The organism is Exiguobacterium sp. N4-1P (assembly GCF_002214325.1).
Genome location: NZ_CP022239.1, coordinates 1 through 12,702, shown reverse-complemented (window position 1 = coordinate 12,702; position 12,702 = coordinate 1). Strand labels below are relative to the sequence as shown.

Annotated in this window: 16 protein-coding genes; 15 read left to right on the top strand and 1 reads right to left on the bottom strand. The window is 48.1% G+C overall.

Annotation, left to right across the window (positions count from 1 at the left end):
- The first annotated feature begins 5 nt into the window (after positions 1 to 5).
- The 9 genes from A0126_RS18745 to A0126_RS18705 are packed head-to-tail and all read left to right on the top strand — an operon-like array spanning position 6 to position 8,082.
- A complete protein-coding gene (locus A0126_RS18745; protein WP_088838321.1) occupies positions 6 to 260 on the top strand; it encodes a hypothetical protein in 255 nt (84 codons plus the stop codon).
- Positions 261 to 276: 16 nt separating this feature from the next.
- Positions 277 to 693: a hypothetical protein gene (locus A0126_RS18740; protein ID WP_088838320.1), complete on the top strand. Its 417-nt coding sequence runs from the start codon at positions 277 to 279 to the stop codon at positions 691 to 693.
- Between the two features lie 24 nt (positions 694 to 717).
- A complete protein-coding gene (locus A0126_RS18735) occupies positions 718 to 2,658 on the top strand; it encodes a pLS20_p028 family conjugation system transmembrane protein (RefSeq protein WP_088838319.1) in 1,941 nt (646 codons plus the stop codon).
- Between the two features lie 4 nt (positions 2,659 to 2,662).
- Positions 2,663 to 2,974, top strand: a complete 312-nt coding sequence (locus A0126_RS18730; protein ID WP_088838318.1) for a DUF5592 family protein — start codon at positions 2,663 to 2,665, stop codon at positions 2,972 to 2,974.
- Between the two features lie 4 nt (positions 2,975 to 2,978).
- Complete coding sequence (locus tag A0126_RS18725) at positions 2,979 to 3,614, top strand: hypothetical protein (RefSeq protein ID WP_088838317.1); 636 nt, start codon at positions 2,979 to 2,981, stop codon at positions 3,612 to 3,614.
- Positions 3,615 to 3,621: 7 nt separating this feature from the next.
- Positions 3,622 to 5,565, top strand: a complete 1,944-nt coding sequence (locus tag A0126_RS18720; RefSeq protein WP_088838316.1) for a VirB4 family type IV secretion system protein — start codon at positions 3,622 to 3,624, stop codon at positions 5,563 to 5,565.
- Positions 5,565 to 6,671, top strand: coding sequence for a lysozyme family protein (locus A0126_RS18715; protein ID WP_157898506.1), 1,107 nt, complete (start codon positions 5,565 to 5,567; stop codon positions 6,669 to 6,671). The genes A0126_RS18720 and A0126_RS18715 overlap by 1 nt, the downstream gene beginning before the upstream one ends.
- Before the next feature lie 13 nt (positions 6,672 to 6,684).
- Complete coding sequence (locus tag A0126_RS18710) at positions 6,685 to 7,242, top strand: hypothetical protein (protein ID WP_088838315.1); 558 nt, start codon at positions 6,685 to 6,687, stop codon at positions 7,240 to 7,242.
- Positions 7,243 to 8,082, top strand: coding sequence for a hypothetical protein (locus A0126_RS18705; protein WP_088838314.1), 840 nt, complete (start codon positions 7,243 to 7,245; stop codon positions 8,080 to 8,082).
- A gap of 451 nt (positions 8,083 to 8,533) precedes the next feature.
- Here A0126_RS18705 and A0126_RS19305 read toward each other — a convergent pair whose 3' ends face one another.
- Positions 8,534 to 8,671, bottom strand: coding sequence for a hypothetical protein (locus A0126_RS19305; RefSeq protein WP_156508413.1), 138 nt, complete (start codon positions 8,669 to 8,671; stop codon positions 8,534 to 8,536).
- A 138-nt stretch (positions 8,672 to 8,809) separates the two neighbouring features.
- On the opposite strand from A0126_RS19305, the gene A0126_RS18700 reads away from it, so the two are divergent.
- The 6 genes from A0126_RS18700 to A0126_RS19300 all read left to right on the top strand — a co-directional run bounded on the left by A0126_RS18700 (position 8,810) and on the right by A0126_RS19300 (position 12,671).
- Positions 8,810 to 9,061, top strand: a complete 252-nt coding sequence (locus A0126_RS18700; RefSeq protein WP_035413937.1) for a hypothetical protein — start codon at positions 8,810 to 8,812, stop codon at positions 9,059 to 9,061.
- Complete coding sequence (gene mobP2, locus A0126_RS18695; protein ID WP_088838313.1) at positions 9,054 to 10,214, top strand: MobP2 family relaxase; 1,161 nt, start codon at positions 9,054 to 9,056, stop codon at positions 10,212 to 10,214. Before A0126_RS18700 ends, mobP2 begins: the two co-directional genes overlap by 8 nt.
- 11 nt (positions 10,215 to 10,225) lie before the next feature.
- A complete protein-coding gene (locus A0126_RS18690; protein ID WP_088838312.1) occupies positions 10,226 to 10,681 on the top strand; it encodes a hypothetical protein in 456 nt (151 codons plus the stop codon).
- Positions 10,678 to 10,956: a hypothetical protein gene (locus tag A0126_RS18685; protein WP_088838311.1), complete on the top strand. Its 279-nt coding sequence runs from the start codon at positions 10,678 to 10,680 to the stop codon at positions 10,954 to 10,956. Before A0126_RS18690 ends, A0126_RS18685 begins: the two co-directional genes overlap by 4 nt.
- Positions 10,957 to 10,961: 5 nt before the next feature.
- Positions 10,962 to 12,425: an ArdC-like ssDNA-binding domain-containing protein gene (locus A0126_RS18680; protein WP_088838310.1), complete on the top strand. Its 1,464-nt coding sequence runs from the start codon at positions 10,962 to 10,964 to the stop codon at positions 12,423 to 12,425.
- 84 nt (positions 12,426 to 12,509) lie between these two features.
- A complete protein-coding gene (locus A0126_RS19300; RefSeq protein WP_157898505.1) occupies positions 12,510 to 12,671 on the top strand; it encodes a hypothetical protein in 162 nt (53 codons plus the stop codon).
- Positions 12,672 to 12,702 lie beyond the last annotated feature (31 nt).

Genomic DNA, 12,702 nt, shown 5'->3' with positions numbered 1-12,702 from the left:
ATCATATGACAGAACTGACACGCACCGAACGCGTCCAGCGCGAACTCCGGGTCATCGCGACCATCATCAAGGAGAACAAGAAGCGCCTCCGTCGTGGTGAAGTTTTAAACATCCAGACCCAAGATGGCTTTTTAGTCGTATTTGAGGAAGAAGACCCAGACTCAGGCGACCGAAAAACTGTTACGCTTATAGACACATTCGATTTCCGGGTCCACGTCAGCAATGATGACCTGACAGGTCCGGAACAAGTGTCATCATAGGAAAAGGGGTGGAGGCATGCAAACGAAACGAGTACTCTCCGGACTATTGATTTCCTCTGCGTTACTTTTAGTCGGTTGTAGTGAAAAGAGTGAAGCGAAGTCTTTTAAACAAGTCTCTGTAAAAGAAATAGATCAGTTGAAAGACAGTAATAAAAATGAGTTCATACTTGTCGATAGCGACAGCAAAGCAGAATTTGAGTCTTATGTAGATAAAGTGAAAGAAGTCGCCGAAAAGGAGGAAGTACAAGTAAAATTGTTTAATCCTTTTCAACCTAACGGGAAAGACTTAGAAGATCGTGCAACAGATGATCATGGGGAATTAAAGGGTGGTCGCCTTTATAAGTTGCAGGATGGTAAATTCGTCAGTTCTCTAGACCTTACGACGTTAAGTGATAACACGCTCGAAGATGAAGTAACTTCTTTCATTGATTAAATAGGCAGAGAAAGGAGGGCCATCATGGCTAATGGAGATGTAGCATCCAAACTAGAAGAATTTCAAGACTTATTAAGCATCAGTGATTTGGTAAGCGATGCGCTTCGTTCTGTTGGTTGGCTTTTCGTTAGAGGTCTCTCCTTCATCATCGATGGTCTTGAACAGATTACGAATGACATACTTCTCCTAAAAACATTCTTTAATAATCCTCAAGTGGTTGAATTCGTTCAGACGATTCAACCATTTTTATATGTTATTTTAGCTGGTAGCTTTTTATTTACCGGTTACTTGATGATTTTTCAGAAAAAATTTGATCGAGAAGGCTTTTTAATTAATCTGTTCATCACGCTGTTAGTTTTAGGGTTACTGTCTCCTACGATGGTAAAAACAAGTGAATTTACGGACACTGCCATTACAAGCTTCAATCAAGATGGCATGTATGAAAATCAGGATCATACTTTATCACAATCAGTGCTTCAAAAAAATGTACATGATTTAGTCGAGTATGATAAAACCGCTTTCGAAGATACGAAAATTAAAAAAACGAACTCCATTCCAGCAAGTCAAATTAAGAATATAGACATCAATGATGTATTTGATAGCGATGAGTACCGATTGAGTAAAGAAGGTGAAGACATTTCACAAAACAAGCTAGCTTGGAATGGGAAAGAAATGACTGAAATTGAATTAGATCAAAGTGGCGTTGAATGGAACAATCAATATTACTATCGGTATCACCCGAACTGGCTGACAATCCTCGTCACACTTGGAGTGATGGGCTTTACTCTCTTCTCGATTGCCTATAAGCTGGCTCGACTCTCGTTCGAGTTGGCTTTTAATTATGTCTTGGCGATTTTGATAGCACCTGCTGATCTACACAGCGGACAAAAGACGAAGAAGGTCATTCAAAGCATCTTGAACACCTTTCTCGTCATCATTCTGATCTTCGTTTCGATCAAACTCTATACGATTGGAACGGCATACCTGGCCGATACACTGGACGGACTCGCTTATTTGATTGCGTTGATTGCCTTCTCTGCCGCTTTGATTGATGGACCAAACATGGTCGAACGTCTCTTCGGGATTGATGCCGGTCTGAAGCGTGGTTGGGGTGTCGCACTCGGTGCGTATGCTGTCGGGAAAGGAACAGCGAAAGCGGGCGCTCGTGTCGCCGGTCAGACGATGAAGATGGCATCACACCCTTCCACTCCTTCTGTATCGGAAGCAGCGAGTACGAAATTGCCACCGAATCCGCCACCGAATGGCGGTACACCCGCGAGTCGTCCAGATCGTTCGCCTGAAATTGTTCAGAATCCATCACAAGCACAAGAGCGGACATCTCGTCCAGCAGAACCAGAGAATCAACAAATCGAGTCAGTTGAGATGTCAATGCATGGTACGGCGCAAGAGGCTCAGACTGCGGCAGCATCACCGGAATCCATTCCACATCGTCCAGACTCTGACTCACAAGCAAAACCTGTGCCATCGACTTCGCAATCGACAATACCTGCTACGCAACCGAAGATGTCCAATATGTCGTCGAATGAACAACAGGTTACTTTACCTGAGGAGCTCGAAGCGCCTGAAATGCCTACGACATCTCATCAGGTCACACAGTCTCCACAGACTTCCGAAGTAAATCGCAATTCTGTTACTTCTTCAGCGAATTCGACACCATTCGACAAAACGACTACTAGTGCGTCCGCTCATTCTGTGGAAACAACAGAGAATGTGTTACCGAACGTCACATCATCTAACTCTTCCAGTGGATCACCATCCATCAGTGAATCATCGCAGGAGACATCATCCGGAACGCAACGTCAGCGAAAATCAATCTATCAGACACTCGAGACCACGACACAAAAAGAACTCAAGCATGTCGAACAAGCCCAGACGCGCGTGACGCAGGAATCGTCCCGGATGTACTCGACAGATATTCCGCGTCCAGATCCGAAAAAGGAGTGAGAATATGCAACAGCGCCAATACCGGATTCCGAAAGAAGTCACGACCGAACTGAAAATCAATAAGATGCTCTACCTCTATGATTTACTGTTTCTCGTCGCCTTGATCATCGTCCGGTTGATCGCCCTGCCGTTCATTCCGTACGTCTTGCATCTCCCATTCACGTGCTTCCTCGTCGGCTTCGGACTCTTTCTCGTCATCCGACCGACAACGAATCCGGAAAAGCGGATGGTCCACGTGCTCTATTACGCACTGATCAAGAAGAAAGACACCTATATGGCGTTGGCCGACCGGAATGAATCTTCGAAAGGAGCGTGATCAGATGAGTTTATCGGAAGATACACGATTGAAAACAAGTCCCATGACCGATATCGCATGGCTCGACGAGGTTCAGTTGACGACACCACCAACACGCAAGGAGAAGCGTGTCCGCATCCCGCCGTCTGTCGCCTCCATTTTGCCGATTATCGACTCAACGGCGCTCGATGTTCTCGAGATGCAGGACGGGACGTTTTGCGACATCATTCAACTGACTTCAAAGGATATTTACGGACTATCTGAGACGGAGAAGGACCATGATATCTTCTCCCTCGCCTATCTCTTACAGGCATATATCCATCCATTGAAGGTGATCCCGCTCAATACACCGCTTAATCTAGAAAAACAGAAACAACGAATCGAGCGACAGCTGCGGCAGAATCAGATTGCCGCCTATCGTCCGTTTCTTCAAAAGAAGAAACAAGAACTGATCTACCTTGAGGAGCATCGCACGAATCGCGATTATCTCCTCTTTTTTTATGCGCCGGACGAGGCAATGCTCCGGGAACGGAAGCATCAATTGACGAAACTCCTTCGACGTAGCAACCCGATGGTCGAACTGACGATCGAGCAGAAAATCCATGTATTGTTCCAACTGCACAACCCGAATACGAAACCGACCCAGGACGGAAAGGAGTGATGACGTCATGTGGCGTACACGTTTTCTACGAAAGCAGGATCCTGAGACAATTAAACAACAGGACGGCTACAATCCGACATTCGTCCAAGCGATCCAGCCGCAAGGCGGACTCCGCTTCGAACCGAACTATGTCCGGACCGGTGACGGTTATCTCGCCTGCCTCCATGTCTATAAGTATCAGTCGACCGTCTATGATTTTTGGCTCGAGCCAATCCTTAACCTGCCCGGTGTCCTGACGACGCTCGACATCGGGACGGCGGACAAGCGAGAGATGATCCGGACAATCAACAAGTCGATGGCCGAGCAGAATACGCGCTTCGAGAATGCGAAAGATAATGTCGACCGGATTGATGCGCGCGAGACGTATAAGGAACTGAACGAACTCTACGAACAGATCACGCAGGGCGAAACGATGAAGTATCTGCACCTCCGACTCTACGTCAAAGCGAAGACACTCAACGCACTCGAACGACAAGTCCAGGACGTGATGGAGGAACTGGAAGCGCGGAACTTCCGTGCTACTGTCTTCCTCAACGAACAGGAGTGGGAATGGCAGAGCCTCTTCCTCAGCTATGAGCAACAGCAAAAGCTACCAAACCGCCGTCGTGGGAAAGAGATTCCATCGCTCTCGATCGCGGGTGGTTATCCGTTCCACTTCACGTCGCTACAGGATCCGACTGGGACCTACTACGGGACGACCGACACGAACGGGAGTGTCATCTTCGATCTGTTCCATAAGGATAAGCAACGGAAGTTTTATAACGCCTTGATGATTGGGAAGATGGGTTCCGGGAAGTCGACACTGCTCAAGAAGACGGTCCTCGATCAAGCGATCAAAGGCAATCACGTCCGGATTTTGGACGTGACAGGGGAGTTCTCCGACCTCGTGCGGCAACTCGGCGGAAAAGAGATCGCACTCGACGGTTCCGCTGGACGAATCAACCCACTCCATGTCTATAAGACGGTGACACATGCCGATGGAGCCGCAGACGAAGCCCTCTCGTTCATGCAACACCTGTCGAAGATTGCTGTCTTCTATCATTACATCAATCCGGCAGCCTCACAGGAAGAAGCGAACGAGTTCGAGATTCTGCTCCGTCAGCTCTATCTGGAAAAGGGACTCTGGAATGAGGACGGTGACGCCCCAATCACGACGCATCCAGCGAACACCTATCCTGTTTTCTCCGACTTCTTAGCGCTGGTTCGCTCCGAATTGTATACGGACGCAATGCGGACATCGATCCGCGAGACCATCAGCACGAACCGTGTCAGACGGCTCGAGAACATCGAACTCGCAATCACGAACCTCGTCCATAACTACGGCAACATCTTTGACGGACATTCCTCGATCGAGCGGTTCGATGAGGAAGCGATTGTCTCGTTTCCCTTACGCAACCTGACGAACTTAAAGGACGAAATCTTTCAGGCACAGGTCTTCAACCTGATGAACATGCTCTGGGACGGGATGATCCTCAACGGTGCCGGGCAACTTCGGAGCTACAACCAGGGCGAGTTGTTGATTGAGGATGCCTTCAAGTATCTGATCGTCATCGATGAGGCTCATCACTTAATCAACACGCGCGATATTGCGCAACCGGCGATTCTATACCTGCAACAGTTCATGCGCGAAGCGCGGAAATACTTCGGCGGCATCTTCTTCGCTTCCCATTTGATTACGGACTTTGTTCCGACCGGTTCGAAGTCGGAGAACGCCGAGAACGTCAAGACCCTGTTCCAGCTGACGCAGTATAAGTTCATCGGCGAGCAGGATGCCGAGAGCATCCCGACGATCCAGACCGTCTTCGACGGACAACTGACCGAGAGTGAGACGCGGTTGATTCCGTCGCTCGAAACTGGTCGAATTGTCCTTAGTATCTCCGGTGTGAAGACGTTGATCTTCGATGTCGATGTCTCACCCGAGGAGCTGACCTTGTTCGGAGGTGGTGCCTGATGTGGAGTACGGTCCGGCAATCGGCATGCGTCGCCGTCCGGATGAAGTGGCGACTCTTGACCTTGAAATATCGTTTGATTGCGCTTGGTATCGCGCTACTATTGTTGCTTCTGATTATCATCGTCGCAGGCATTCTCGATGCGTTGACCGAGATCGAGAACGATCAGGCGACCGAGACACCGATTGCTTATTCGGACGCGAGTCTACAAGTCAGTGATGACGTCTTACAATATCGCGAGACAATCGCACGCGAATTAAAGAAGCAACAACTCGAGGCACAGACGAACGTCGTCCTCGCCTTGATGATGCAGGAAAGCGGTGGACGTGGGAATGATCCGATGCAAGCCAGTGAATCAAAGTGCGGACTGATCGGCTGCATCACCTCTCCCGATGAGAGCATTCGTTATGGGGTGAAACACTTCGCATCCGTCTTCCGACAAGCGAACCAAGACGTCAAGTTGACGCTCCAGAGTTACAACTTCGGGAGCGGCTTCATTGATTACGTCCAAGAAAAAGGTGGACGCTATACGAAAAAACTTGCAATCTCTTTTTCACAGATGATGTACCAACGCGTCAAGAAAAGTGGCATCTATCAATGTCATCGTCCGAGCGCGATCGAGCATCAAGCCTGTTACGGTGACATCGAATATGTCGATGCCGTCCTCCGGTATCTGACGCCGACGGTACTGGCAGAAGGCAAGACGGGACCGATCAAAGGGAAGCTTCATGCGCCCCTCGACATCCCGCTTCAGATGACGTCGGGATTCGGATCACGGGTCGTTTTCGGAAAGACGGACGTTCATACGGGCATCGACTTCAGTTGTCACGATACCGATACCGTCCACGCCGTCCGCTCCGGTACCGTCACGTATAGCGGCTTACGCGGACCTTATGGGCAGCTCATCCAGATCAAACAAGGAGAATGGATCACTGCCTACGCCCACCTTTCCGCGCGCCAAGTCAAGACGGGTCAGAAGATTGAAGCCGGTCAAGCAATCGGGATATGTGGATCGACCGGTCGATCGACGGGCAACCATCTGCATATCGAATTCAAAACCAGCGACTGGTCTGGACACATCGATCCGGCACCACTGTTTTCGCTATAAGGAGGGATGCACCATGGCATTGACGAGTCGTCATCTCCTGTGGCTCGTGTTGTTCTGTCTGCTGCTATCGATCAGTGCCAATGTCTATCAATATCGTTCAATGGCATCAGATAGACCGCATCGAATCGAAGAGAAAGCTGAGAAGAATGTGTTACCAAAAACGACGGTGTCAGATCCACCCATCTCGACTGACAAACAAGAGCAAGAACAGAACTCGACCATTTCTAAGACCGCAGAACGCTTCATCACGTTCGCCTTCACATGGGAAGACGGAACCTATCCGACACGCAAACGTCAAGCCGGTCAGTATATGTCGGAGTCCCTCAAACGGACGGTGTTCGCGAGTAGCGGAAGCGATGACAAGTTCACTGCTTCCGTTTCTGAGATCGAAGTCTTTCTGAACCGTGACGATCCGAAACATTGCCTTGTCCGCTTCAAACGGACGTTAACAATCGATTCAAACGGTTATGAAGAGACATCCGATGAGCTGGTCGAACTGACGTTTACGAACCAAGATAGTCGTTACATCGTCGACCAAATGAAGAGTCTCAAGTCGTCAGGGGGTGTTTAAATGCAGACAGGAAAACGAAAGACGTTGACCCGTGACTGGTCTCGCTTGTATCTCGGAACAGGGATGTTTTTCTTAATCGGCTTTCTGTTTTTCGGTTTCTCTTCACTCTTCTTTGCTGAAGAACAACCGATCAATGCGACGCCGATTGGTGAAGAACAACGATTGACGAATGGTCAGACCGTCACGCTTCTTGACTGGTCGCATGATGAGGAGCGGAAACAGATGCGTGTCCGCCTCCAGTTCGATCAACCCCAAGACTACGCGACGAAACTTGTCGCGCACGTCGCTTACAAGGAACAACCGACGGATGAGAAGCGCGTCCACATCGTCTACCACCAGGACGAGCACTATGTCTTCGAAATCGAAGATGTACCGCGCGACTTTGATCAGCTAGCCCTTCGCTTATATGTCATTGAATCTCAACAGTCACTCGAGAAGCTGAGTGCTACAAAGAGAGAAGAGGCGCTCGTCGAATCACTTTATATGGATCAGCGACGTGTCTTAAGGACATCACTTTCTACTCAACAAGCGAACGATTATGCACAACTTTTTCTCGCTGACGAGCACGTGCAAAGTCAAAAACGGATCAAGAAAATGAAGCGCGAACAGATGGAGCAAGCTTCTCTCATCCAGAAAATCGAACAGGATATCGAGACGAAACAAGCCACCTTACCCGACCTGACACTCGATGAACAAGTCGAACGTGAGGACGAGATTTTCAATCTGAAGCAGGATAAAGAGGACGCACTGTTACGACAAACGGAATTGAAAAAACAACTCACGCAAGAAGAAAAAAGACAAGATCAACTACGCATTAAAGCACGTGAACTGAAATGGTAAGGTGGCACACGCCGTGCCAAAATACCGTTTTTAGTGGCACGCGGTGTGACCTTTTTGCGATTTTGATGATATCAGGGAAACACTAGGCTCCGCCTAGGCTAGCACGCTTCGTGATAGCAGTTTCCCCTTATGCTCTTTTTTCACGGTTTTAGGTCCATCTCTGTTTCTACGGTTTCTAAGTTTTGATTGGAGACAACTCATTTTTTCTGTTTGATTGAATAAAAAAACGAGCATCGCAGCTCGTTGAATTCGCTCCATGATTAATTTTTAAACGTCTCAAATACTTTAAACATGACATAAAACGAACCGAAGCTACAGGCTAATCCGAACAAAGCGAGTGTCCAAACCGTCATCCTCAATTCCCCCTTTCATCCTTATACATGATTTGGGAGAGCGAGGTTTCAACAAATGGAAATTTTTCTTAATTCACTCTTATCTGATCTTTATTCGATTAATGGACGTCACTCATATTTGGTGAATCAGATTCACGTGTGCGCGTTCTCGAATACATGTTTTTCAGGAGTTCGATGATCAAGGAGACGATCAAGGCTTCTCCGAGTGTATAACTATGTTCGATGATTGACTGCATGTAGTTCCCTCCGTTCTTCGTCTGGGTAGTATTACCTTTCTCACTTCTAATGACAGGAAGAACGGTCGAATTGTTCGGAAAGAATTTCATTTTTTTAGAAAGCCGAGACTTACTTTCCTAAAGGAAGGAGGTAAAGAGATGGATCTCTTGATTCGCGACATCGACTCCGTATTCGTCAAACAACTCGACGAGCAGGCGGAGAAACAGATGTGTTCCCGACAAGAATTATTGAAAGGATTACTGACTACTTGGTGCGTAGACGGCATCCAGTCGACACAGGTTGCGCGCCTCGAACGACAACTCGAAGCGAACACGTTACACCTAAAGCGGAGTGCAACAGAACTTGAACAATTGACCAAACTCTTTCGTGAGGTGATGCAGGATGACTAACGTTCCTGGTGTCATCATCAAGTCGAAGTTCAAACTCCCTCAAACAATCCGACGTGCGCGTCGCTATACGACGTACCTCAGTTACATCGATCGACCGGAGACGAAAGCACGGTCGCAACAGTTTGAGAACTATCACGATTATATGGAGGATGAACTGAAATCGAGCGGTCTGTTCACAGCGACGCAAGACCGATTGAGTGCGATTGAACGAGAGCAATTGCGTGAAGTCTTTCGACGGGCACAAGAGAACGGCAGCATCCTGTGGCAAGATGTCATCTCTTTCGACGAAACCTGGTTACAAGAAGTCGGTGTCAAAGAAAATCACTACATCGATGAGCAACGTTTGATGCAGGCGACAAGGAATGCCACCAATTTGATGATCGAAAAGGAACAGATGCTGCATGCGACATGGACTGCTGCGATCCATTACAACACGGATAACATTCATGTCCATGTTGCGACGGTCGAGACGGTTCATCCGCGCGAACGGGGCAAGCGCAAACCGAAAACGATCGAGAAGATGAAGGCACAAGTCGTCCATACCCTTGCCGATCGAACACGTGAACAAGAGAAACTGAATACCTTCATCCGGGAAGAAGTCCTAGCCCACAAACGAAATCGTTCGACGACGTCCGCTTCGAATCGAATCCTGCATCCGGAACTCGTTCGGCAGTACAAAACGATTCAGAAACAATTACCGGACGACAAGCGGCAGTGGTATTACAACATGAACGGCATGCACGAACTGCGTCCTTCACTCAATCAATTTACCGACACGTATCTTGCGACCTACTTCGAGAAAGAGCACAGCGAGTTTAAACAACAACTCGATACCGAGGTCGCATTCTACGAGCGAAGTTATGGATCGGCATCCCAAGCATCGGCTTATCGAAAGACGAAAGAACAGGATCTCTACACACGGATGGGAAATGCCGTCCTGTCCGAGATGCGTGAGTCGTCCAAGCCACCTCAGAAGCTTGCGAAGAAAGCTGCATCCTCACCCAAACAAAGAATCCGGTCAGCGTTTCGACGTGAACGGATCATGCAAGAGACGCTTTATCGGATCGGACGACACATGAATGATGAGTGGGACCACATCAAGAACCAGCATGCTTTTGAACAACTCGAACAGGAAGTCCAACATGAAAGGTAAGGTGAAATGGGATGGAAGAGACGAAGCAAGTCCGGATCCGGCTGAGTGCCGTAACCGCTGAATTTTTAGAGGAGTATCGTGAGAGAGAACGACTGTCAGGAATCGGTCCGGCAATCGATCACATCATCCGCGACTATCAAGAGATGATCAAGAAGCAATGGGATTTGAACTATATCAATCGTTCCGTATCAAAACAGATCGAACAAGAGTTGACCACGTTCTGGGAAGAACAAATCACAAAAAGTCTCTCTCCGTTACGAAAGAGCGTCCACCAGACGGACCTCCAGACACAGGTATTGATCGAACTGGTACAAGCCTTGATGCAGACGGAGAGTATCGAGGATATCATCCCGACGACCGAATACCGTCCTTCGTTCCTTGAGACAGCGGAGACGGCCGTCAAATCACGGATCGAACAACGAAAGCAGCATAAGCATTCCGATGAGGAAAGGATGACCCACAAATGAGACGACTAGAAGCTTTCACACTCGCAACGTTTCTCGAACTGCAACCGACCCACGTCACAGTCTTGATTCATCAAGCGCGATACGACATCCCTGTCTCATATGACGAATATTCGTTCCTTGCGATCCTGCAAGAAGAGCCTCTGTTGTTGCTACCGGTATCACGTGATCGTCGTCATCTACTACTGGATCGACTTGCTACCGACCCGATGGTTTTAGAAGAGTTGAACGACTTTGAAGGTGCTGCTGATTCATCCGTTTCGTCTGAAGGAGCGTGAGACACATGGCATATAAGAAGAAAACACGTGAGGATTATCAGAAGGAAGTACAAGCGTTGACCGACAAGATGGAGACGCAGCTCGCTTCTCACTTCGTCAGTCAGGAGAGCATCAAGGAACATCTCAACTTCATGAGCCGGTTCCATCGCTACTCGACTCGGAACATGTTACTGATAGAGGAACAGTTCCAAGGCGCACATGCTGTCGGTTCTTATGCGTATTGGGAAAAGCAAGGTGTCCAGGTCCAAAAAGGAGAGAAAGGCATCAAGATTTTCGTGCCCTCCCCTGTCACCTTCATTAAACGAGAAAAGGATTGGGTTTCATGGAAGGACGCGACGAAGACAGAGCAAAAACGTGCGAAGGAAGGTGCTCTTCCGATACGCAAAGCAATGTATTACAAGATCGGTCATGTCTTTGAGTACACGCAGACCGATGCTCGTGAGAAGGGTCTCGAAGTCTCCGAGCTGTTTGCTTCGTATCATCGGAACGGTTCAATTCGTGAAGCAGAATCATTTCGCCGTGCGTTGAACGGGATTGCTGAGACACAAGACGTGACGTTACTTGATAAACCGTTGAATGAGCTTGGTACAGCGAAGGGATGCTTCTATCCAGATTTAAACGCGATTGCCCTGAATCCACGGAACTCGGACATCGAGAATGTCACCGTCATGATCCATGAACTCGCGCATGCGAATCTGCATAACACAGAACGAAACGAAGAGCGTGGAATCGAGTTGAATCCGCACGAGAAGGAATTCCAAGCGGAGATGGTCGCCTACACGGTTGCAGCTCATTTTGATTTTCCGACAGATGAGTTTTCGTTATCGTACCTCGCCAGTTGGACACAAGGGAAAGACTTACGCGATAAAGAAGACTTGTTGTACGAAGTCCATCAGACATCTGGTCACTTCATCCGCGAAATCCATACTTCGCTCGAGCACGAACAAGTACTTGAACGGGAAGCATCGCCTCTCAAGATGATCGAACATATAGAGAACGTTGCACAAATTACAGATCAAAGGATGCCATTAGCCGAACGACTCGAGCGGATCATGCAGCACACACCGGAGAATGTCGGAGCTTACTTGACGAGCATCGCCAAGCAGGACACGCAGCAAGACCTATCAACGTTTGACGAACCGATGATGCTCGTCCATGGGTCGACAGACTTCTTCGAACCGTTCGCGAAAGCCAATGACCGTGACTTCGACGAACACGAGACGATTGCCTATACATTGGTTATTCCTGGAGAAGAACCGATCAGTCAACACTTCCAGGGTCTTGAGGAAGCCAGTAGCCCGTTACATCATATCCTTAAAACAGAGGTCGTCAGCAAAGAGACAGAGCAAGTACTTGAGAACGCATGGTATGACGAGATGATTTCGACGGAAGACCGCGACTTAGAAAAAGTGAGAAAGATTGTGACACGTCACTTTAAAGTACCCGAACAGGATTTCCGAAGTCGCTAAAAATACATCTTATTCCCTTTTAAAATCAAGTACTATAAAGGAGCAGGATAAAACTGACAATATAGGTGAGATGGAGGAATGGTCATGAATAATAATCAAGCGATAGCTTATGCCATCATCGCAATGGCGCAACTCGGCTATACACGTGAACAGATCGAAAAGGTTCAAGCGAGTATGCTGTCTGAGATGGATTGGTCGGATGAAGAAACAGCAGAAAAGAAAGCAGCTACTATCTTAAAGGGATAAAACAAAACAGCAACATCGCTTTAAAAAAAAA

What these genes read in the sequence shown, in the direction of transcription:
- A0126_RS18700 (WP_035413937.1), top strand. Translation starts at nt 8,810, where the DNA reads ATGGATCTCTTGATTCGCGACATCGACTCCGTATTCGTCAAACAACTC.
- A0126_RS18710 (WP_088838315.1), top strand. Translation starts at nt 6,685, where the DNA reads ATGGCATTGACGAGTCGTCATCTCCTGTGGCTCGTGTTGTTCTGTCTG.
- A0126_RS19305 (WP_156508413.1), bottom strand. Translation starts at nt 8,671, where the DNA reads ATGCAGTCAATCATCGAACATAGTTATACACTCGGAGAAGCCTTGATC.
- mobP2 (WP_088838313.1), top strand. Translation starts at nt 9,054, where the DNA reads ATGACTAACGTTCCTGGTGTCATCATCAAGTCGAAGTTCAAACTCCCT.
- A0126_RS18740 (WP_088838320.1), top strand. Translation starts at nt 277, where the DNA reads ATGCAAACGAAACGAGTACTCTCCGGACTATTGATTTCCTCTGCGTTA.
- A0126_RS18720 (WP_088838316.1), top strand. Translation starts at nt 3,622, where the DNA reads ATGTGGCGTACACGTTTTCTACGAAAGCAGGATCCTGAGACAATTAAA.
- A0126_RS18680 (WP_088838310.1), top strand. Translation starts at nt 10,962, where the DNA reads ATGGCATATAAGAAGAAAACACGTGAGGATTATCAGAAGGAAGTACAA.
- A0126_RS18705 (WP_088838314.1), top strand. Translation starts at nt 7,243, where the DNA reads ATGCAGACAGGAAAACGAAAGACGTTGACCCGTGACTGGTCTCGCTTG.
- A0126_RS18690 (WP_088838312.1), top strand. Translation starts at nt 10,226, where the DNA reads ATGGAAGAGACGAAGCAAGTCCGGATCCGGCTGAGTGCCGTAACCGCT.
- A0126_RS18735 (WP_088838319.1), top strand. Translation starts at nt 718, where the DNA reads ATGGCTAATGGAGATGTAGCATCCAAACTAGAAGAATTTCAAGACTTA.
- A0126_RS18745 (WP_088838321.1), top strand. Translation starts at nt 6, where the DNA reads ATGACAGAACTGACACGCACCGAACGCGTCCAGCGCGAACTCCGGGTC.
- A0126_RS18725 (WP_088838317.1), top strand. Translation starts at nt 2,979, where the DNA reads ATGAGTTTATCGGAAGATACACGATTGAAAACAAGTCCCATGACCGAT.
- A0126_RS18685 (WP_088838311.1), top strand. Translation starts at nt 10,678, where the DNA reads ATGAGACGACTAGAAGCTTTCACACTCGCAACGTTTCTCGAACTGCAA.
- A0126_RS18730 (WP_088838318.1), top strand. Translation starts at nt 2,663, where the DNA reads ATGCAACAGCGCCAATACCGGATTCCGAAAGAAGTCACGACCGAACTG.
- A0126_RS18715 (WP_157898506.1), top strand. Translation starts at nt 5,565, where the DNA reads ATGTGGAGTACGGTCCGGCAATCGGCATGCGTCGCCGTCCGGATGAAG.
- A0126_RS19300 (WP_157898505.1), top strand. Translation starts at nt 12,510, where the DNA reads ATGAATAATAATCAAGCGATAGCTTATGCCATCATCGCAATGGCGCAA.